Genomic DNA, 19,346 nt, shown 5'->3' with positions numbered 1-19,346 from the left:
CGCCTTCGCGTGCGACGTCCCACCAGCCAGCAGCCGCTGCGACCACAGGGAGAGCCATGTCCCGCCGCCTGTTCACCTCGGAGTCCGTGACCGAGGGCCACCCCGACAAGATCGCCGACCGGATCAGCGACACCGTCCTCGACGCCCTGCTCACGGAGGATCCGCGGTCGCGGGTCGCCGTGGAGACCCTGATCACCACCGGGCAGGTGCACGTCGCCGGAGAAGTGGCCACCACCGCGTACGCGGACATCCCCGGCCTGGTCCGGGAGGCCGTCCTCGACATCGGCTACGACGCGTCCCAGAAGGGGTTCGACGGGCGGTCGTGCGGGGTGTCCGTGTCGATCGGCGCCCAGTCCCCGGACATCGCCCAGGGCGTCGACACCGGCGGCGCGGGCGACCAGGGCCTGATGTTCGGGTACGCCTGCGACGAGACACCCGAACTGATGCCGCTGCCCATCCAGTTGGCCCACCGCCTGTCGCAGCGGCTCGCGGAGGTCCGCAAGGAGGGTGTCGCCCCCTATCTGCGCCCGGACGGCAAGACCCAGGTCACCATCGAGTACCTGGGCAGCCGCGCGGCCCGCCTGGACACGGTCGTCGTCTCCGCGCAGCATGCCGCGGACATCGACCTGGACGGCCTGCTCACCCCCGACATCCGTACCCACGTGGTCGAGCACGAACTGGCCCGGCTGGCGGAGCACGGCGTCAAACTGGACACCGACGGCTACCGCCTCCTGGTCAACCCGACCGGCCGCTTCGAGATCGGCGGCCCGATGGGCGACGCCGGCCTGACCGGCCGCAAGATCATCATCGACACGTACGGCGGCATGGCCCGCCACGGCGGCGGCGCCTTCTCCGGCAAGGACCCCTCCAAGGTGGACCGTTCGGCCGCGTACGCGATGCGCTGGGTCGCCAAGAACGTGGTCGCCGCCGGACTCGCCCGCCGCTGCGAGGTCCAGGTGGCGTACGCGATCGGAGTGGCCGAGCCCGTCGGCCTGTTCGTGGAGACCTTCGGCACCGCCGCCGTGCCGTACACGGCGATCGAGCACGCCATCCGGCAGGTCTTCGACCTGCGCCCGGCCGCGATCATCCGCGACCTCGACCTGCGTCGCCCGATCTACGCCCGGACCGCCGCGTACGGCCACTTCGGGCGCGCACTGCCCGACTTCACCTGGGAGCGCACCGACCGGGTCGACGCCCTGCGCGCGGCGGCCGGGGTCTGACATGCGGATCGCCGTCACCGGTTCCATCGCCACCGACCACCTGATGACATTCCCCGGCCGTATCGCCGACCAACTGCTCGCCGACCGCATCGATCATGTCTCGCTGTCGTTCCTGGTCGACACCCTGGAGATCCGCGACGGGGGAGTGGGCGCGAACATCGCCTACGGCCTGGCCCGACTGGACCACCGCCCGCTGCTGGTGGGAGCGGTGGGCACGGACTTCGGCCAGTACGGACAGCGGCTGTCGGCACTCGGCGTGGACACCTCCGGGGTCCATGTCTCCCGCACCCGCCACACCGCCCGCTTCCTGTGCACCACCGACCCGGACGGCAACCAGATCGCCTCCTTCCATCCGGGAGCGATGACCGAGGCCGCCGACATCGACCTCGTCGACGTCGTACGCCGGGGCGGAGGCGCCGACCTCGTCCTCGTCGGTGCCGACGACCCGGCCGCGATGCTCCGGCACACACGCGCGTGCCGCGCCCACCGCATCCCCTTCGCCGCCGACCCGTCCCGGCAACTGGCCCGGCTCGACGCCCCCCGGATCCGTGAACTCGTCGAGGGCGCCGACCACTTGTTCACCAACGAGTACGAACACGCGCTGCTGCTCGCCAAGACAGGCTGGTCCCGATCCGACGTCCTGCGCCGCGTCGGCGTATGGATCACCACCCTCGGGGAGAAGGGCAGCCGCGTCGAGCGCGCGGACGAACCCACGCTGGACATCCCCGCCGTCGCCACCCCCGGGGCGGCCGACCCGACAGGCGTGGGCGACGCCTTCCGCGCCGGCTACCTGGCAGCCCTGGCCGCGGGCGAGGACACCACCCGGTGCGCGCAGTCGGGCTCGGCCCTGGCCGCCCGGGCGCTGTCGCGCACAGGCACCCAGACCTACACCACGTCCGCCGCACATCTGCGAGCCCTGACGACCGCGGCATACGGACCGGCGACCCCGCCAGGAGGCGACACGGCATGACGACTCCCGCCCCGCCGGCCGAGCGGATCCGCAGGGGACCGGCCGAACTGATCACGGCAGGCCACCGCTCGTACTCCTTCGAGTTCTTCCCGCCCAGGACCGGCAAAGGGCAACGCGCGCTGTGGGACGCGCTGCGCCGCGTCGAGACCCTCGACCCGTCCTTCGTGTCGGTGACGTACGGCGCCGGCGGCACCTCCCGAGAACGCACCACGGCGCTCACCCGGCGGATCGCCGAGGACACCACCCTGCGCCCGGTGGCCCACCTCACCGCGGTCCAGCACTCCACCGCCGAGCTGCGCGCGATCATCGGCCGCTACGCCGACGCCGGTATCCGCGACGTCCTCGCCCTGCGCGGAGACCCGCCCGGAGACCCCCGGGGCCCGTGGATCCCGCACCCCCACGGCCTGCGGCATGCCGCCGAGCTCGTCGAACTCATCCGCCGGTGCGGCACGTTCAGCATCGGCGTCGCGGCCTTCCCGGAACGCCACCCCCGCTCACCGGACTGGGACACCGACATCCGCCATCTCGTGGCCAAGTGCCGGGCCGGCGCCGACTACGCCATCACCCAGATGTTCTTCCGCGCCGAGGACTACCTCCGGCTGCGCGACCGGCTGGCCCTCGCCGGCTGCGACACCCCGGTCATCCCGGGCATCATGCCCGCCACCCGCTACGAACAGATCGCACGGTTCGCCCGCCTCAGCGACGCGACATTCCCCGACGACCTCGCGCTGCGCCTGCGGACCGCGCAGTACGACCCCGGGGAGTCCCACCGCATCGGCGTCGACCACGCCACCGAACTCGCCCAGCGGCTGCTCGACGAGGGAGCCCCCGGACTGCACTACATCACCCTCAACCAGTCGTCCGCCGCCATGGACATCCACCGCGGACTGCGTCTGCCCACCCCACGCCGCGACCCGGAGGTGGTCACGTGAACACGGACACCACACGCGGCACGACGCCCCTCATCGCCAGAATCCCCGGCTCCAAGAGCCTGACCAACCGGCTCCTGCTCCTCGCGGCGGCCGCCGAGGGCACGAGCCGGATCCACGCCCCGCTGGTCGGTGAGGACACGCTCGCCTTCCGCGGCGCGCTCAGGGAATGCGGCATCCCCGTGCGGGTCGGTCCTCTGGACGAGTCCTGGGAGGTGACGGGAGCGGGCCGGGGCCCGACCGGACGGGCCCGCCTGTGGTGCGCGGACGCCGGGACGGCCGCCCGCTTCCTGCCCCCTTTCGCCGCCACCGGCCACGGCGCCTTCCTCTTCGACGGCTCCTCCCAACTGCGGGCCCGCCCCCAGGAACCTCTGCTGGAGGCGCTGCGCGGACTGGGAGCCGACATCGAGGCGGGTCCGGGCAACGGCCTACCCCTGCTGGTCCGCGCCGAAGGACTGGCCGGTGGGAACATCACGGTGGAGTCGTCGCCGAGCAGCCAGTACCTCAGCGGTCTGCTCATGGCGGCGCCCCTGATGCGCACGGGACTCCGGGTCCGCGCCCTGGGCCTGGTCAGCCGCCCCTACGTGGACATGACGTTGGCGCTGATGCGACGCTACGGCGCCCGCGTCACCGAGGGTGAGGACGGCGATCTGCGGGTCGAGCCGGGGCCGTACACGGCCACCGACACGGTCGTCGAACCGGATGCCTCCACGGCCTCGTACGCCTTCGCCGCCGCGGCCGTGACGGGACGCACCGTCACCGTGCCGGGCCTCGGCGCGGGCTGTCTTCAAGGCGACCTCCGTTTCGTGGAGATCCTCGCGAAGGCGGGCGCCGAGGTACGCGTGGACGAGACGGCGACAACGGTGACCGGAACCGGACGACTGCGCGGAGGCTTCGCCGTCGACATGGGAGATGTGTCGGACACCTTCATGACCCTCGCCGCGATCGCCCCGCTCGCCGACGCACCGATCACGATCCACGGCATCGGACACACACGCCTGAAGGAGTCCGACCGCATCGCCGCCGTCGCGCAGAACCTTCGGGCCTGTGGAATCGAGACCGCCGAGGGCAGCGACTGGATCACCGTGTACCCCGGCACACCACGTTCCGCGCGCGTCTCCTGCCGCCACGACCATCGCATCGCGATGGCCTTCTCGGTGCTCGGTCTCACCACCCCGGACACGCTGACCCTGGACGACCCGCACTGCGTGGCGAAGACATTTCCAGCGTTCCACAGCGAGCTGCGGCGGCTCTTCCCCTGGTACGAACCGCCCGTCGGCGCGGATGAGTCGATCGAGGAGCACCAGTGAGTATGGGCAGGTTGCGCTGGCTGACCGCGGGGGAGTCCCACGGTCCCGCACTCGTGGCGACGCTGGAGGGTCTTCCCGCCGGTGTGCCGATCACCACGGAGATGGTGGCGGATCACCTGGCCCGGCGCCGGCTCGGTTATGGACGTGGTGCGCGGATGAAGTTCGAGCGTGACGAGGTCACCTTCCTGGGTGGTGTCCGGCACGGTCTCACGCTCGGTTCCCCGGTCGCGATCATGGTGGGGAACACGGAGTGGCCCAAGTGGGAGCAGGTCATGGCGGCGGACCCGGTCGATCCGGAGATCCTGGCGGGGCTGGCGCGTAACGCTCCGCTGACCCGTCCGCGCCCCGGCCATGCTGATCTTGCCGGTATGCAGAAGTACGGCTTCGACGAGGCGCGTCCGATCCTGGAGCGTGCCTCGGCGCGTGAGACGGCGGCGCGTGTCGCGCTGGGTGCCGTCGTGCGGTCGTACATCAGGGAGACGGCCGGGATCGAGATCGTCTCGCACGTCGTCGAGCTGGCCTCGGCGAAGGCCCCGCGCGGTGTGCTGCCGACGCCCGCCGATGTCGGGAAGCTGGACGCGGATCCGGTGCGGTGCCTGGACGCGGATGCGTCGAAGCAGATGGTCGCGGAGATCGATCAGGCCCACAAGGACGGTGACACTCTCGGTGGTGTGGTCGAGATCCTGGCCTACGGGGTTCCCGTCGGCTTGGGCTCGCATGTGCACTGGGACCGGAAGCTGGATGCCCGTCTCGCCGGTGCGCTGATGGGTATTCAGGCGATCAAGGGTGTCGAGATCGGCGACGGCTTCGAACTCGCCCGGGTGCCCGGTTCGCTGGCGCACGACGAGATCGTGAACACCGGTGAGGGCATTCGGCGTGTCTCGGGCCGGTCGGGTGGTACTGAGGGTGGTCTGTCGACGGGTGAGTTGTTGCGGGTGCGGGCGGCGATGAAGCCGATCGCGACGGTGCCGCGTGCTCTGCAGACGGTCGATGTGGTGACGGGTGAGGCCACGCAGGCCCATCATCAGCGTTCCGACGTGTCTGCGGTGCCGGCTGCGGGGATTGTCGCGGAGGCGATGGTCGCGCTGGTCCTGGCGGATGCGGTGGCGGAGAAGTTCGGTGGCGACTCGGTGCCCGAGACCCGTCGTAACGTGCGGTCGTACCTCGAGAACCTGGCGATCCGGTGACCGCGGTACCGCTCGTCGTCCTGGTCGGTCCCATGGGGGTCGGCAAGTCCACCGTCGGGCAGCAGCTCGCGGGGCGGCTCGGTGTCGGTTACCGGGACACGGACGAGGACATCGTGGCTGTCGAGGGCCGCAGCATCGCGGAGATCTTCGTCGACGAGGGTGAGCCGGTCTTCCGGGCGATCGAGAAGCGTGCCGTGCACCAGGCGCTCGCCGGGCACGAGGGTGTCCTGGCGCTGGGCGGGGGTTCGATCCTCGATGCGGACACGCGGGCGTTGCTGGTCGGGCATCGGGTCGTCTATCTGTCCATGGATGTGGACGAGGCGGTCAAGCGCACGGGTCTGAACGCGGCGCGTCCGCTGCTGGCCATCAATCCGCGCAAGCAGTGGCGTGAACTGATGGAGGCCAGGCGTCACTTGTATGCCGAGGTCGCGCGGGCTGTCGTGGCCACCGACGGCCGTACCCCCGAGGACGTCACCCAAGCCGTCCTGGACGCACTGGGCGGTCGAGAGGTGGACGAAATCGACGCGGACGGGTCAACGAATGGAAGGAACAAGCGAGTTGACCGCGCTGACTGGAGCCCTGGCCTGCGGCACAGCCACTCTGGGTGAAGATCGATCGTTGTGACCCGAGGAGAACCGATGAAGATCACTCGTCACCCTGCCGGTGCACCCTGCTGGGCGGATCTCGACACCCCCGACGTCGCCTCCGCCCGCACCTTCTACAGCTCCCTCCTGGGCTGGGAGGCCCTCGAACTGCCCAGCGGATACGTGAACTTGGTGCTGCGGGGAGAGAAGATCGTGGGCGCGGTCAAGCTCAGGGAGGGGCAGGAGCACTCGGCCGGCTGGACCGTCTACTTCATGTCGGACGACCTCGACGCGACGACCAAGGCCGTCGAGGAGGCCGGGGGCCGTGTGGTGAGTCCGCCCGCGAAGGTGTCGGTCGCCGGTAGCGCGGCCGTCTACGAGGCCCCGGACGGCGCGGTGTTCGGCGCCTGGGAGCCGGACAAGCACCCCGGCTCCGGACTGGTGCGCGAGCCCGGCGCGCTGTCCTGGTTCGGACTGAGCACACCGGACGTCGACGGTGCCAAGGCGTTCTACGGCCAGGTCTTCGGCTGGACCGCGGCCGTACCCCCGGCCGGAGGCGCCGTGGCTCATCTGACGTTCGTCGGCGGAGTCGCGGAGTTCGGTGGTATCACGAGCGGGCCCGAGGGTGCCGCCGGCTGGACCCTGCACTTCGGTGTCGCGGACGTGGACGCGGCCTCCGCCGCGGCGGTCGCGCTGGGCGGCACTGTCGTGTCCGGGCCGATCGAGGCGCCCGGCCTCGGACGTGTCGCCGTATTCAAGGACACGGCGGGCGTGACCTTCGCCCTCGTCCAGCACGCCTGACGACCGCGGGCCGCCCCGGTGGGTCCGTGCACCCCGCTGGGGCGTCGCCGTACACGGGCGTGCTTCTCCTCCCGGACGTCCCGCTGATCGTCTGCACGCATCCTTCACGCGACTCGTCCGAGACGGAGGAAACCCCTCAGATCAGCCGTACGGCTCGCGTGTGCCGGATGCCGCAAGCACGATCCGGCTGTCGGCCCAGGACGTTCGTCAGCGGAAGAAGGAGGTGGTTCGCCGTGCAGAGCGAACCTCCGAGTCGGTCCCCGCGCACCGTTGCCCCTCTCCCACGCGGGCCGTGACAGCTCACGGCTGAACCTTGTCAGGGCGGTGACGGGCTCCGGTGTGCGCCTTCGAGCAGGAGAGCATGCCCCCTTCCCTCCGTCCCGCCGAGGTGACCTGCCATGACATTTGTCCAGCTGCCCGACGAACTGCCCACCGAGCTCCGGGACGCCCTGGAACGGCACGACCTGCGCGACGCCCAGCACCTGCTGGGCCGACGCCCTCCGCACGTGATCGCCGACGAGCTGGCCCGGATGGACAGCGTGGACGCGGTCGTCGCGTTCCGGCTGCTGGGCAAGGACCAGGCCATCGCGGTGTTCGAGGAACTGGAACCCGTGGATCAGCAGGCCATTCTGATGGGGCTGCGGGACGTGGCGTTCCGCGAGCTGGTCGAGGAGCTGGACCCCGACGACAGGGTGCGCATGCTGCGCGAGGCGCCCGCCAAGGTGGTCCGGCGGGTCCTGGCGGGGCTCAGCACGCACGAGCGCCAGGTGACCGCGGCACTGCTCGGCTACCCGGAAGGCTCGGTCGGCCGCTACATGACACCGGAAGTCGTCGCCCTCGACGGCCGGTCGACGGTGAGGCAGGCACTCCGACGGGTCCGGACCAAGGGCGCGGACGCCGAGACCGTCTACACCCTGCCGGTCGTGGACTCCGGGCGCCGCCTGACCGGTGTGGTCACCCTGCGCGAGCTGGTGCTCAGCTCGCCGGACGACAACGTCACCGACCACGTCGTCACCGGCGCGGCCCGCGCGTACGCCACCGATTCCGCCGAGGGTGCCGCGCGCCTGATGCGCGAGACCAACGCCCTGGCCCTGCCCGTCGTCGACAGCGAGGAGCGGCTCGTAGGGCTGCTCACCATCGACGACGCGGTCGAGGTCATCGAGGAGGCGGACACGGAGGATGTCGTGCTGCAGTCCGGGGCGGCTCCCTGGATGGGGCACTACATGGCGGCGTCCGTCTGGCAGTTGGCGCGGTACCGGGTCGTGTGGCTGTTGCTTCTGCTGCTGGCCGCGACCCTCACGGTGACCGTGACGGAGGCGTTCGAGAGCACGCTGGAGAAGGTCACCCAACTGGCCATGTTCATTCCGCTGCTGATCGGCACCGGCGGCAACGCGGGAGCGCAGGCGGCCACCGCCGCGGTACGGGCGCTGGCCGTGGGCGAGGTGCGCGTCTCCGATCTGCCGGCGGTCATCTGGCGCGAGTCCAGGGTGGGCGTGGTGCTGGGCACGATGCTGGCCACCCTCGGGATGGTGCTGGGCACACTGTTCGTGGGCGCGCAGATCGCCGTCGTGGTCGGCATCACCCTGGTGATCATCTGCGGCTGGGCGGCGACGGTCGGTGGCGCCATGCCCCTGTTGGCCAAACGGCTCCACATCGACCCCGCGGTGGTGTCGGCCCCGATGGTGACGACCCTGGTCGACGCCACGGGACTGGTGATCTATTTCCTCACCGCCCGTACGGTTCTGGGCATTTGACCGGATGGGCAGGGCCCGGGCGGAGTGCGGTGGTGCCGCTGGATCCGCTTTTCGGGACCTGTCTGCCCGTGACGGGGCAGGAGCTCGGGGTTTCCGGGGAGCGCTTGACGCGAGGAACATGGCGCGACATCCGGACCAGCAGAGTTTGTGGGGCCATGCGGCGGCACGGTCTGGACGGGCACATCAGGGTGCGGCGCGGCGACAACACCGAGGCGGCCGGTGAGCGCGCCGCCCGTCACCTCCTCGACGCGGGCGAACTGCCTGCCGCCGTGGTCGCGTTCAACGACGAGAACGCGATCGGTGTGCCGGCCGAATCGACCTGCCGATCCCGCCGGAGATCGAACCGCCGGACGAACCACGAATCGCCGAGCCCGGTCTCCCCGGGTGCTGACGCATCCGCTCACCACGCACCCCCACGCTCCCGGAAACGTCGGCGAGGGCAAGGCCAGAGCTCCCTGAGCGACTCCGACACCCACGGCACTGCGGGCGGCCGGGGAGGCCAGGTACTTGCTGGTCCACGGCAGGCAGCCACGGACTCCGGTTGCCGTTGTCCTGGGGACCAGTTGGGGACCGGACGGTGCGCGTGACCTTGAACGGCACGCGCGCGGACGCGCGTCTTGCATCGTGGTTCTGCCTGATATGAGGGAGGGCGGCTTCTTGCGTTCCCTCAGGCCTGGTTCGCGGTCCTCGACGTGATCTTGTCGCGCTCCCGTACCGGCGATGGCCGGCGATCGGTCACCGGATCCGCCGCGGTGTTCGCGGGTGGCGATCGGAGCGGCCTTTGCGGCACCACCGCGCGCAAACTTTGCCTCCCGAGGTGGGGTCGGACGGCTCGCGAGGATTGCGCCACACGGGCATGTGGGTTGGCTGGTTGGGAACCCGGCGCGGCCGGGGCCGGTTTGCGTGGGCTTCGGCGGCGTAGTGGTCGGCGCGCACGATCTCGTAAGTCGACGGCGACGACCCGGTGGAGGTCGTCCTCGGCGTCTGCCTGCGCGAACAGTGCGGTGAAGACCTGTTCCCGGGTGTCGTCGATCGGCGCCGGGACGCCTCGGGTCGCCGGTGCCGTCGGCTCGGAGAACTCCCGCCGTCGTAGGGCGCAGGGCACGTTTTGCGTCACCAGGGCACCCGCGGGAGATCACTGATCTATGGCCCCGCCTTCAAATATTGAGCACAAAGTCCACACAGACCTCTCTTCAGGCGGCCCCAGATGGTCTAGATTGACCGTGCTTTCGCAATGGTGGGACACCAGGCGACAAATGATGATCTATGGGTCCGGCGATGTAGACGGCCAGTAGCCGCGTCTCTCGCGCCTGACGTGGGGGTGATCGGTACTTGGACCCGTAGGGGGACTTGGGGCGTGGGGAGCATCCGAGGTTTCGACGGGTCTCCGCGTACCCCAGGAGCTTGGTAGGACCCGCGAGTTCGCTGTCGTCAGGGGGTTGACCACGTAACTCTGAGACAGCCGGGATGCCATACGCCGGGGCGGTGGCTTCCTGAGGGGAACAGCGCGGTGGGGGCCTCCCGAAGGGAGGCACAGTGCGGAGGGCGGGGACCCTCCGCAGGGGGCGAAACAGTGTGAGGCGGAGACGCCGTACCACTGGGGACCTTGGGGGGTTCTGTGCGGCAGGGGGGAATAGTCGGCCCTTTTCCGTCGGCGCGTGGGCGCCTGGCGGACGGGGCGATCAGCCAGCCCGCGACCGATTGGGAGCAGCGGTACCGCCGTACCGTGATCATCAGTGACACCGTGGCCACCGCCTGCGTGGTGGGGGCGATCGGTGACTTCTTCGGGGCCCGGGACGCGGCCAACTGGCATGAGAAATGGGGGATTCTCGCCTTCGGCACCCAGCTGCTGGTGCTGGGAGCGCTTGCGGTGAGCCGGGCGTGGGCTCCGGCCGTGCTCGGCCAGGGTGCCGAGGAATTCCGTCGGCTCGGACGCTCGCTGTTCACGGCGACCGTCGTGCTGGCGCTCGGCGGGATCGCCCTGACCTCGCGCAACATCAAGCTCTGGATCTTCGTCGCGATCCCGGCGATAGCGCTCGTCACCATGACCGCGCGGTATCTGCTCCGCCTCTGGCTGCACAAACAGCGCAATGAAGGACGGTGCCTGAGACCGGTGCTCGCTGCCGGGAGCCCGGCCACCGTGCGCGACCTGATCAATCGCACCCGCAAGTTCCCGCACCTCGGCTGGCGGGTGGAGGCGGTGTGCACGACGGACGGCCGTGGCATCGACGGCGAGGAAGGCGGGCTCGACGGTGACCAGTTGGACGGAGTGCCGGTCATAGGCCTGCTGGAGGACGTCGCCAAGCACGTCCGCCACGACGGCTACCGCGTCGTCGCGGTCACACCGGACCCGCACTGGTCACCGGACCGGCTGCAGCGGCTGGCCTGGAACCTCGAAGGCAGCGACGCCGAGATGATCGTGGCCCCCGTGCTGATGGAGGTGGCCGGCCCGCGCCTGCATGTCGACGCGGTGCTCGGAATCCCGTTGCTGCGGGTCAGCATGCCGACCTTCAGTGGGGGCCGCCGGGCGATCAAAGGGGTCGTCGACCGGATTGGCGCAACGATTCTGCTGGTGCTGTTCGCACCGCTGATGGTCCTCGTCGGGCTGCTCGTGCTGATGGACAGCCGGGGCGGGGCGATCTATCGCCAGCGCAGGGTCGGCAAGGACGGCCGCGAGTTCACCATCGTCAAGTTCCGCACCATGGTCACCGGGGCCCACGGGGCACGTAAGGACCTGGCCGACCGGAACGAGGGCGCGGGTCTGCTGTTCAAGCTCCGCCGGGATCCGCGGGTGACCCGGGTGGGAGCAGTGCTGCGCCGGTACTCGCTCGACGAGCTCCCGCAGCTTTTCAACGTACTCACCGGATCGATGTCGCTCGTCGGACCGCGGCCTCCGCTGCCGGAGGAATCCGCCGCGTACGGCCCGGACATCCGGCGGCGGCTGCTGGTCAAGCCCGGCCTCACCGGCCTGTGGCAGATCAGCGGACGCAGCGATCTGTCGTGGGAGGAGGCGGTCCGCCTCGACCTGCGGTACGTGGAGGACTGGTCGCTCGCCCTGGACACGGTGATCTTGTGGAAGACGCTGCGTGCGGTGCTCCACGGGCAGGGGGCCTACTGATGCGCGGGGGTCGTCCGACCGACGCGCGGACCGCAGGCCGCAAGGGCCTGACTGGGGGGAGAGGCGAGGCATGAGAGTCAGCGTTTTCGGGCTCGGCTACGTGGGCTGTGTGTCGGCCGCGTGCCTGGCCAGCATGGGGCACGAGGTCATCGGGGTGGACGTCAACCAGGTGAAGGTCGACCTGGTCAACGACGGCAAGGCCCCGGTGGTCGAGGAGCGGATCGGCGAGCTCATCGCCGAGGTCGTGCGGACCGGAGCGCTCCGCGCCACCGGCGACGTCCGCGAAGCGATCATGGACAGCGAGATATCGCTGATCTGCGTGGGCACGCCGTCGGAGCCCAACGGCAGCCTGTGCACCACGTACTTGGAGCGGGTCACCGAGGAGATCGGCGCCGCGCTGGCCGAGCGGGGCGGGCGGCAGACCGTCGTGTTCCGCAGCACCATGCTCCCGGGCACCTGCCTGAACCTGCTGGTGCCGATCCTGGAGAAGCACGTCGGCGGTACGGCCGGGGTGGACATCGGGGTCGCGGTCAACCCGGAGTTCCTGCGCGAGGGCACCAGCGTGAAGGACTTCTTCGACCCGCCGAAGACCGTCATCGGCGAACTCGACCCGGCGAGCGGCGACGCGGTGGCGGCGCTGTACGAGGGCCTGCCCGGCGAGGTGTTCCGGGTGCCGATCCCGACCGCCGAGGCCATCAAGTACGCGGACAACGCGTTCCACGGCCTCAAGATCGGCTTCGCGAACGAGCTGGGCTCGGTGTGCCAGGCGCTCGGGGTGGACTCGCACCAGGTGATGGACGTGTTCCTGGCCGACCGCAAGCTGAACATCAGCCCCGCCTACCTGCGGCCCGGCTTCGCCTTCGGTGGTTCCTGCCTGCCCAAGGACCTGCGCAGTCTGGTCCACGCGGCGCAGCGGGCCGACGTCTCGGTGCCCATCCTCTCCCACGTGCTGGCCTCCAACTCCGACCATCTCCAGCGCGCGGTGGACATGGTCGAGCGCACCGGCAAGCGCCGGGTGGGCCTGTTCGGGCTGTCCTTCAAACCCGGCACCGACGACCTCCGGGAGAGCCCGCTCGTCGAGCTCGCGGAGCGGCTCTTCGGCAAGGGCTACGACCTCAAGATCTACGACGCCAACGTGAGCCTCTCCCGGCTGCTCGGCGCGAACCGCGAGTACATCGAGAGCCGGCTGCCGCATCTCGCGCAGCTGCTCGCCGACTCCGTCGACGAGGTGGTGGAGCACGCCGAGGTGTGCCTGGTCGGGACCAAGGACCCGGCCGTACTGTCGGCGCTGCCCCCTGCGGGCGGACCGGCGATCATCGACCTCATCCATCTTCCCGACGCCGAGGCGCGCCGGACCGAACCGGGGTACATGGGCCTTGCCTGGTAACGAGAACAGCGGCGACGGGACGAACCGGCGCGCGCTGATCCTGGTGGAGAACCTGTCAGTGCCGTTCGACCGGCGGGTGTGGCAGGAGTGCACCACGCTGCGCGACGCGGGCTGGGAGGTGCACGTCATCTGCCCCCGGGGGGAGAAGCGGGACACGGAACCGGAGGCGGTGATCGACGGGGTGCGGATCCACCGCTACCCGTTGCGCGCGGCCACCGGAGGGCCGGCCGGCTATCTGCGGGAGTACGGATCGGCGCTGTGGCACACGGTCCGGCTGGCCCGCAAGGTCGGTCCGGTCGACGTGGTCCACGCCTGCAACCCGCCCGACCTGCTGTTCCTGCCCGCGCTGTGGATGAAGCGGCGCGGCGCTCGGTTCGTCTTCGACCAGCACGACCTGGTACCCGAGCTGTACCTCTCCCGGTTCGACCGAGGCGAGGACCTGCTCTACCGCGCCGTGTGCGCGCTGGAGAGGCGGACCTACCGGGCCGCGGACATCGTGCTCGCCACGAACGAGAGCTACCGGGACGTCGCGCTGCGCCGTGGCGGCAAGCGGCCGGAGGACGTCTTCGTGGTGCGCAGCGCGCCCGCGACCGACCGGTTCCAACCGGTGCCCCCGGAGCCGGAGTTGAAGCGCGGCAAGCCTCATCTGCTGTGCTACCTCGGCGTCATGGGCCCGCAGGACGGCGTCGACTACGCCTTGCGGGCCCTCGCGAAACTGCGCGACGAGCACGGGCGGACCGACTGGCACGCGGTCTTCGTCGGCGCCGGCGACGCCTTCGACGCGATGGTGGAACTGTCCCGGGAGCTCGGCCTCTCCGACCAGGTGCAGTTCACCGGACGCATCCCGGACGCCGACCTGGTGCGCTACCTGTGCACCGCGGACGTGTGCCTGTCTCCCGACCCGTGCAATCCGCTCAACGACGTGTCGACCATGAACAAGGTCCTGGAGTACATGGCGATGGGACGGCCGATCGTCTCGTTCGACCTCCGGGAGGCGCGCGTCTCCGCCGGTGACGCCGCCGTCTACGCGCCCGACGACGACGAGGCCCAGTTCGCCAAGCTCATCGCGCTGCTCCTCGACGATCCCGAGAAGCGGGCCCGGATGGGCAGGATCGGCCAGGAGCGGATCAGCGGACCGCTGTCCTGGGAGAACTCGCAAGCGTCACTGCTCGCCGCCTACACCGCCGCCTGCCGGGACCAGGTCCCGGTCGCGGCGGGCGGGCCGGTCCGTACGGGGAAGAGGCCGCACCATTGAATGACGACACGATCCGTCTGGTCACGATCGGACGGATTCTCCGCCGGCGGTGGCGGCTCCTCGCCGTCCTCGCCGTAGTGGGCGCGCTCTTCGGCTACGGCACCTCGGTGCTGCTGCTCCCGCCGCGCTACACGGCAGAGGCATCGGTCCTGCTGCCCGGGCAGTGGGAAGAGCGCGAACTGCTGACCCAGGTGGACATCGCGACCAGTTCGGCGGTGGCCGACCGTGCCGCCGCCGCGCTCAACTGGAAGGGCGTCGACGGCACCGAACTGCAGAAAGACGTGAGTGCCAAGGCGGACGACGGGAACATCATCAAGGTCTCCGGCACGGCCGACACCCCGGAGCGCGCCCAGCGGCTCTCCGACCAGCTGGCCCAGCAGTTCGTCACCTTCGCCACCCGTATCGCGGGCGGCAGCACCGACCCCGCTGCGGACACGGCCACGGAGGCGCTGCGCAAGCAGGTGGCGGAGACCAACCGCCGCATCACCGACCTGGCCGGCGCGGCCGATCCGGGGCAGACCGTGGAGAGCGTGCAGGCCCGCACCGAGCTGGAGGGTCTGCGCACCGCGTTGCAGGACGCCCTGAAGAAGCTGGAGGACGCCGATCCGACGTCCGCCAAGGCCAACATGGTCGTCATGGGGCCGGCACCCCGGCCGACCGGTGCGGCGGCGCCGACGAGGACACAGCTCATCGGCGCCGGTGCGCTGCTGTTCTTCCTGCTCGCGATCGTCGGCCATCTCGCCGCCGCACGAGTGAGCCGCCGGCTGCGCACCGAACCGGAGATCGCCGCGGCGCTCGGCTCGCCGTTCCTCGGCGCCGTCGACGTGCCCGGTGAACGGCGCGGGCACCACCCCGACAGCGGTGGCGCACGGGCCCGGATCCGCCGGCTTCTCGGCACCGACACCCGATGGGACACACCGACCCCGCACAGGTCGGGCGACGAGGCCGAGCGGCGGATCCGCTACCGGCGGGTGTGCGCTCGCCTCCGGGACCAACTTCCCTCCCCCCGAAGGCTGTTGGTCGTCGTACCGGAAGGCGACGAGGTGGCCCGCCGGGCCGCCGGACAGCTCGTCACCGAAGCCGGCGGCGATCCGCTGCTGCGACTGGTCGAGGTCTCGGTGGACCGGCCGATCGTGCCTGACCGCGCCACCGAGTCCGGTGTCCTGGCCGTCCTCAGCGCCGGGAGCTGGACCGCCGGGGAACTCGCCGGCCTCGCCGAGGCGTGCGCGGACGGCGGACACGAGGTCGTCGGCGTCGTCGTCGCCGGCACGGTCAGCACCCGAGCGACGGAAACCGCCGACCGCCTTTCGGACGACGCCACTTTGACGTTCGCGGTCCATGGCCACGCGACAGGAGATTCAGCGTGACGACGAGCACGACTTCGGAGTCGTCGGCCTCCACGCCGCTCCTCGACCTCCAGGGGCTGGTGGTCGCGGTGCGCAGACGCCGCCGCCTGTGGGGCGCCATGGCGGTGCTCGGACTGCTGGGCGGCGCGGCCGTGGCGGTCCTGCTGCCGCCGGCACCGACCGCGGAGACCAAGGTGCTGGTCGCGCATCAGGAGGACCAGCCGAACGACCCCGGAACGCTGATCCGCACCGACGCCCAGCTGCTGGGCACCACGCGGATCGCCGATCGGGCCCTGAAGGCCCTCAAGTCCTCGGAGAAACCTGAGGACTTCATGCGGGACTACCGGGGCACCGGCCTGACCAACAACGTGCTCCAGATCGATGTCACGGCCGACACCGACGCGGAGGCGGTGGCCCGGGCCAAGGCACTGGCCGACGCGTTCGTCGCGGACCACGCCCAGCGCATCCGGGACATCGCCAACGCCAACGCCCAGGGCCTGCTCGATCAGCAGGCCCGGATGCAGGCGGAGCTCGCCGACGTCAACAAGGCGATCGGCGGCCGGACGCCCGACAGCGATCCCAAGGACTCGGCGAGCATCGAGTCGCTCTTCGCCCAGCGGGCCGAACTCACCTCCCGGATCTCCGACTTCGGCGAACGCGCCGAGGAAGCGCGCATCGGCGCGCCCCAGCTCATCGCCGCCACCCAGATCGTGGACGCACCGCGCGCGGTGCGGCACTCCCTGCCCAAGGCCCTCGTCACCGACGCCGTGATCGGGCTCGTCCTCGGGCTCTTCCTCGGGCTCGCGCTGGCCGCCGTCGGTGTGGTGGTCGCGGACCGCCCCGTGCTGCGCCGGGACATCGCGGCCAACCTCGGCGCCTCGGTCATCGCCGAACTGCCCCGCCGTTCGGGCAGGTTGTGGCAGCGCCGGCGCACCCGGGTGGCCCGCGAACGGCTCACCACGACACTGGTCCGCACCGCGCGCGGAGCGGCGGAACCCCTGTCGCTGCTGGAACTGGGCTGCGCGCGCGGCACGACCGTGATCGCCCTCGGCCTCGCCCGGGCACTGGCGGAGGACGGGCCGGTCGTCGTCGTCGACGGTCTCCCCGGCACGCAGCTCTCCGGCCGCCGCTCGAAACCGGGAGACCCCACCGTGGTCGGCGGCGAAAACGCCGCGGCGGTGTCGCCCCAGGACCAGCGGATCGGCGTCGGCTCGGTGGCGCCCGGCACGGCGTGGACCGACCTCCAGTATCTCGGCACCCGGACCGTGCTCGTCGTACGTGCCGGGCACGGCAGCGCCGCCTGGCTGCACACCGTGGCGCGGCAGCTCGCGGACCAGCGCATCCCGGTGATCGGTGTGGTGCTGATCGATCCCGATCCGCGCGACCGGACCGACGGCACGCTGTGGGACGGGCTGGCCAACGCGCTGCGCGGTCGGAGCGAGCGGCCGACCTGGCAGAACGCGACAGGCCGGCGGCTCACGGAACGGCAGCCGATACGGGCCGCACGGGTCCCGGACAACGACCAGGAGGTGCGGTAGACGTGTGTGGCATAGCGGGCACGTACCGATGGCCGGACGGAAAGGCCGTGACCGACCGGCTCACCGACACCCTCGCCCACCGGGGCCCGGACGGCGCGGGCCGCTACGGCCACCCCCTGGGTGACGGCGAAGTGCAGCTCGGGCACCGTCGGCTGTCCATCATCGACCTGTCCGAGACCGGCGCCCAGCCGATGGTCTCGGACGGCCTCGCCCTGACGTACAACGGCGAGCTGTACAACGCGCCCGAGCTGCGTGCCGAGCTGGCGGCCACCGGGGTGCGCTTCCGCGGTACCTCCGACACCGAGGTGCTCCTGGAGGCCTGGCGGCGCTGGGGCACGGACTGCCTGCCCCGGCTGCGCGGCATGTTCGCGTTCGGTGTCTTCGACGAGCGCTCCGGTGAACTGGTGCTCGCCCGCGACCAGTTGGGCATCAAACCGCTGTTCCTGCTCCGGCGCGGCGAGGGCCTGATGTTCGCCTCCGAGCTCAAGGCGCTGGCCGCCGCGACCGGCAAGTCGCTGGAGGTGGACCATGCGGCGCTGGTGGCCTCCCTCCTCTACTACTGGGTGCCGGACTCGCGCTGCGCGTTCCGCGAGGCGGAGAAGCTGCCGCCGGGGAGCTGGCTGCGCTGCCGGCCCGACGGCCGGGTGGAGCGCGGCAGTTTCTGGAACCTGAAGGACGTCGCCGCCGAGGGCCGGGACCGGGCGCTGGCCGGTGAACAGCCGGACCTGGACGCCGTCGTCGAGGAGTCGACCCGGCGCCACCTGCTCTCCGACGTACCCGTGGCGACCTTCCTCTCCGGCGGCCTCGACTCCAGCTATCTGACCGCGCTGGCGGCCCGCCACCAACCCGGGATCTCCGCCTACACGATCGGCTTCCGCGCCGAGGACGCCAAGTTCGAGGCGATGCCCGACGACCTGCGCTACGCCCGGCAGGTCGCCGAGCAGTTCGGCGTCGACCTGCACGAGATCGAGATCGCCCCGAACGTGCTCGACCTGCTGCCGCAGATGACGTACAGCCTCGACGAGCCGATCGGCGACCCCGCCGCGATCAACACGTACCTGATCTGCATGGCCGCCCGGGAGGCCGGGGTCAAGGTGATGCTCTCGGGGATGGGCGCGGACGAGCTGTTCGCGGGGTACCGCAAGCACTTCGCCAACCTGCTCGCGCTGCGCTACCAGCGCGTCCCCCGGCCCCTGCGGCGCGGGGTGTCCGGGGTCGTGGACCGGCTGCCGGTCGCCTCGGCCCGGCGCGGCTACCGGTCGGTGCGTTTCGCGAAGCGGTTCCTCTCCTTCGCCGATCTGCCCGAGGAGACCGCGTTCCGGCGCAGCTACACCATGTACGACCAGGACGAACTGCTCGCCCTGATCAACCCGGATCTGGCCGGAACGGTCGACGACGTGCTGACCGAACACGCCGACGTCTACCAGGACAACGACCTCGACGACTTCGTCAACCGCATGTGCCTGACCGACGCCCGGATGTTCCTGCCGGGCCTGAACCTCGCCTACACGGACCGCTCCAGCATGGCCGCGTCGACCGAGGTGCGGGTGCCGTACGTGGACGTCGAGGTGGTCAAGGCGGCGTTCACCGTGCCCGGCGACCGCAAGATCGTCGGACGACAGGGCAAGGCCGCCCTCAAGGAGGCGGCCACCTCGATCCTGCCCCGGGAGATCGTGTACCGGCCCAAGGGCCTGTTCAGCGCCCCGCTGCGCGCCTGGATGAGCCGGGACCTGGCACCGCTGGTGCGCGAGGTCGTCAACGACGGCGTGCTCGTCAACTCCGGGCTCCTGCGCCGCGACGCGCTGGCGCGCATGGTCGCCGAGGACGCCGCCGGACAGGCGGACTACTCCAAACATCTGTGGCACGTACTGACCCTCGAGTACTGGTATCGCGACGCGACCTCTGGCTCCGCCCAGAGCACTCGGTCGATGGCTTAGGAATCAGGAG

General features: G+C 70.9%; 14 protein-coding genes. All 14 read left to right on the top strand.

Annotated elements, in window-relative coordinates; genetic code table 11:
* The first annotated feature begins 56 nt into the window (after positions 1-56).
* The 14 genes from metK (at position 57) to asnB (ending at position 19,336) form a co-directional block, all read left to right on the top strand.
* Positions 57-1,220, top strand: coding sequence for a methionine adenosyltransferase (metK, locus tag OG714_RS09140; protein ID WP_406119823.1), 1,164 nt, complete (start codon positions 57-59; stop codon positions 1,218-1,220).
* A 1-nt stretch (position 1,221) separates the two neighbouring features.
* Complete coding sequence (locus tag OG714_RS09135) at positions 1,222-2,190, top strand: carbohydrate kinase family protein (protein ID WP_406119822.1); 969 nt, start codon at positions 1,222-1,224, stop codon at positions 2,188-2,190.
* The gene (gene metF / locus OG714_RS09130; protein ID WP_406119821.1) at positions 2,187-3,122 is read left to right on the top strand and encodes a methylenetetrahydrofolate reductase [NAD(P)H]; all 936 of its coding nucleotides are present in this window, start codon (positions 2,187-2,189) and stop codon (positions 3,120-3,122) included. The genes OG714_RS09135 and metF overlap by 4 nt, the downstream gene beginning before the upstream one ends.
* A complete protein-coding gene (gene aroA / locus OG714_RS09125) occupies positions 3,119-4,429 on the top strand; it encodes a 3-phosphoshikimate 1-carboxyvinyltransferase (RefSeq protein WP_406119820.1) in 1,311 nt (436 codons plus the stop codon). Before metF ends, aroA begins: the two co-directional genes overlap by 4 nt.
* Before the next feature lie 2 nt (positions 4,430-4,431).
* A complete protein-coding gene (gene aroC / locus OG714_RS09120) occupies positions 4,432-5,616 on the top strand; it encodes a chorismate synthase (RefSeq protein ID WP_406131761.1) in 1,185 nt (394 codons plus the stop codon).
* Positions 5,617-5,648: 32 nt separating this feature from the next.
* Positions 5,649-6,224: a shikimate kinase gene (locus OG714_RS09115; protein ID WP_406131760.1), complete on the top strand. Its 576-nt coding sequence runs from the start codon at positions 5,649-5,651 to the stop codon at positions 6,222-6,224.
* Positions 6,225-6,254: 30 nt separating this feature from the next.
* Positions 6,255-7,001: a VOC family protein gene (locus OG714_RS09110; RefSeq protein WP_406119819.1), complete on the top strand. Its 747-nt coding sequence runs from the start codon at positions 6,255-6,257 to the stop codon at positions 6,999-7,001.
* A gap of 398 nt (positions 7,002-7,399) precedes the next feature.
* Complete coding sequence (gene mgtE, locus OG714_RS09105) at positions 7,400-8,755, top strand: magnesium transporter (protein WP_406119818.1); 1,356 nt, start codon at positions 7,400-7,402, stop codon at positions 8,753-8,755.
* 1,618 nt (positions 8,756-10,373) lie between these two features.
* A complete protein-coding gene (locus OG714_RS09100; protein WP_406119817.1) occupies positions 10,374-11,873 on the top strand; it encodes a sugar transferase in 1,500 nt (499 codons plus the stop codon).
* Positions 11,874-11,943: 70 nt separating this feature from the next.
* The gene (locus tag OG714_RS09095) at positions 11,944-13,260 is read left to right on the top strand and encodes a nucleotide sugar dehydrogenase (protein ID WP_406119816.1); all 1,317 of its coding nucleotides are present in this window, start codon (positions 11,944-11,946) and stop codon (positions 13,258-13,260) included.
* Positions 13,250-14,515 carry a glycosyltransferase family 4 protein gene (locus OG714_RS09090; protein ID WP_406119815.1) on the top strand — a complete coding sequence of 422 codons (1,266 nt, stop codon included), beginning with the start codon at positions 13,250-13,252 and terminating at the stop codon, positions 14,513-14,515. The genes OG714_RS09095 and OG714_RS09090 overlap by 11 nt, the downstream gene beginning before the upstream one ends.
* The gene (locus tag OG714_RS09085) at positions 14,512-15,882 is read left to right on the top strand and encodes a Wzz/FepE/Etk N-terminal domain-containing protein (RefSeq protein ID WP_406119814.1); all 1,371 of its coding nucleotides are present in this window, start codon (positions 14,512-14,514) and stop codon (positions 15,880-15,882) included. Before OG714_RS09090 ends, OG714_RS09085 begins: the two co-directional genes overlap by 4 nt.
* Positions 15,879-17,399 carry a Wzz/FepE/Etk N-terminal domain-containing protein gene (locus OG714_RS09080; protein WP_406119813.1) on the top strand — a complete coding sequence of 507 codons (1,521 nt, stop codon included), beginning with the start codon at positions 15,879-15,881 and terminating at the stop codon, positions 17,397-17,399. Before OG714_RS09085 ends, OG714_RS09080 begins: the two co-directional genes overlap by 4 nt.
* Positions 17,400-17,401: 2 nt before the next feature.
* The gene (gene asnB, locus OG714_RS09075; protein WP_406119812.1) at positions 17,402-19,336 is read left to right on the top strand and encodes an asparagine synthase (glutamine-hydrolyzing); all 1,935 of its coding nucleotides are present in this window, start codon (positions 17,402-17,404) and stop codon (positions 19,334-19,336) included.
* Positions 19,337-19,346: the final 10 nt, after the last annotated feature.

The sequence above is a fragment of the Streptomyces sp. NBC_00989 genome (genome assembly GCF_045162655.1).
Taxonomy (GTDB): Bacteria; Actinomycetota; Actinomycetes; order Streptomycetales; family Streptomycetaceae; genus Streptomyces.
The sequence above is the reverse complement of the archived record's forward strand: the minus strand, read 5'-3'. Positions and strand labels throughout refer to the sequence as shown.

Excerpts from the sequence above, each read along its gene's own strand:
- metK (WP_406119823.1), top strand. The coding sequence starts at position 57 with ATGTCCCGCCGCCTGTTCACCTCGGAGTCCGTGACCGAGGGCCACCCC.
- OG714_RS09135 (WP_406119822.1), top strand. The coding sequence starts at position 1,222 with ATGCGGATCGCCGTCACCGGTTCCATCGCCACCGACCACCTGATGACA.
- metF (WP_406119821.1), top strand. The coding sequence starts at position 2,187 with ATGACGACTCCCGCCCCGCCGGCCGAGCGGATCCGCAGGGGACCGGCC.
- aroC (WP_406131761.1), top strand. The coding sequence starts at position 4,432 with ATGGGCAGGTTGCGCTGGCTGACCGCGGGGGAGTCCCACGGTCCCGCA.
- OG714_RS09115 (WP_406131760.1), top strand. The coding sequence starts at position 5,649 with ATGGGGGTCGGCAAGTCCACCGTCGGGCAGCAGCTCGCGGGGCGGCTC.
- OG714_RS09110 (WP_406119819.1), top strand. The coding sequence starts at position 6,255 with ATGAAGATCACTCGTCACCCTGCCGGTGCACCCTGCTGGGCGGATCTC.
- mgtE (WP_406119818.1), top strand. The coding sequence starts at position 7,400 with ATGACATTTGTCCAGCTGCCCGACGAACTGCCCACCGAGCTCCGGGAC.
- OG714_RS09095 (WP_406119816.1), top strand. The coding sequence starts at position 11,944 with ATGAGAGTCAGCGTTTTCGGGCTCGGCTACGTGGGCTGTGTGTCGGCC.